Below are 455 nucleotides of genomic sequence, written 5' to 3'. Positions count from 1 at the left end.
GCCGCTTGCGATGCACATTATTTTGGAGCACGTTCCGTTGGAAAAACGCGGTTTCATGGTCGGCGTGGCCACGATGACGACCTGCTTTGCGCCGGCAATCGGTCCGACCTATGGCGGAATTATTCTGCATCATTTTGACTGGAACAAGATTTTCCTGTTTCTCGTGCCGATTCTTGCGATTTCTTTTGTCGTCGGAATCATGTCGATTCCTCAGCGAAGAATTGAAACAAAGACCGGTTTCAATTTTGGCGGATACTTCTTTTTGGCATTGGGTTTGGCGCTTTTGCTAGTTGCCATCGAGCGTTTTTCGCTTTGGCTGCTTTTGCTCAGCATCATGGCGCTTTTGATGTTTTATTTTTCCAACAAAAAGAAGCGTCTCATCAGTCTGAACGTCTTTTCCAATCATCGCTTCGTCTGGTTCATGTATGGTGCTTTGGTCACGCAGGCCATCGCGC

1 protein-coding gene is annotated in these 455 nt (G+C 47.7%); it reads left to right on the top strand.

Annotation, left to right across the window (positions count from 1 at the left end):
* Positions 1-22 precede the first annotated feature (22 nt).
* Positions 23-455, top strand: a 433-nt coding sequence (locus KJQ99_RS09720) for an MFS transporter (RefSeq protein ID WP_350028279.1), incomplete at its 3' end; no start/stop codon positions are given.

The sequence above is a fragment of the Campylobacter sp. 2018MI13 genome, assembly GCF_018501135.1.
In the GTDB taxonomy this organism is placed as follows: Bacteria; Campylobacterota; Campylobacteria; order Campylobacterales; family Campylobacteraceae; genus Campylobacter_E.
The sequence above is the reverse complement of the archived record's forward strand: the minus strand, read 5'-3'. Positions and strand labels throughout refer to the sequence as shown.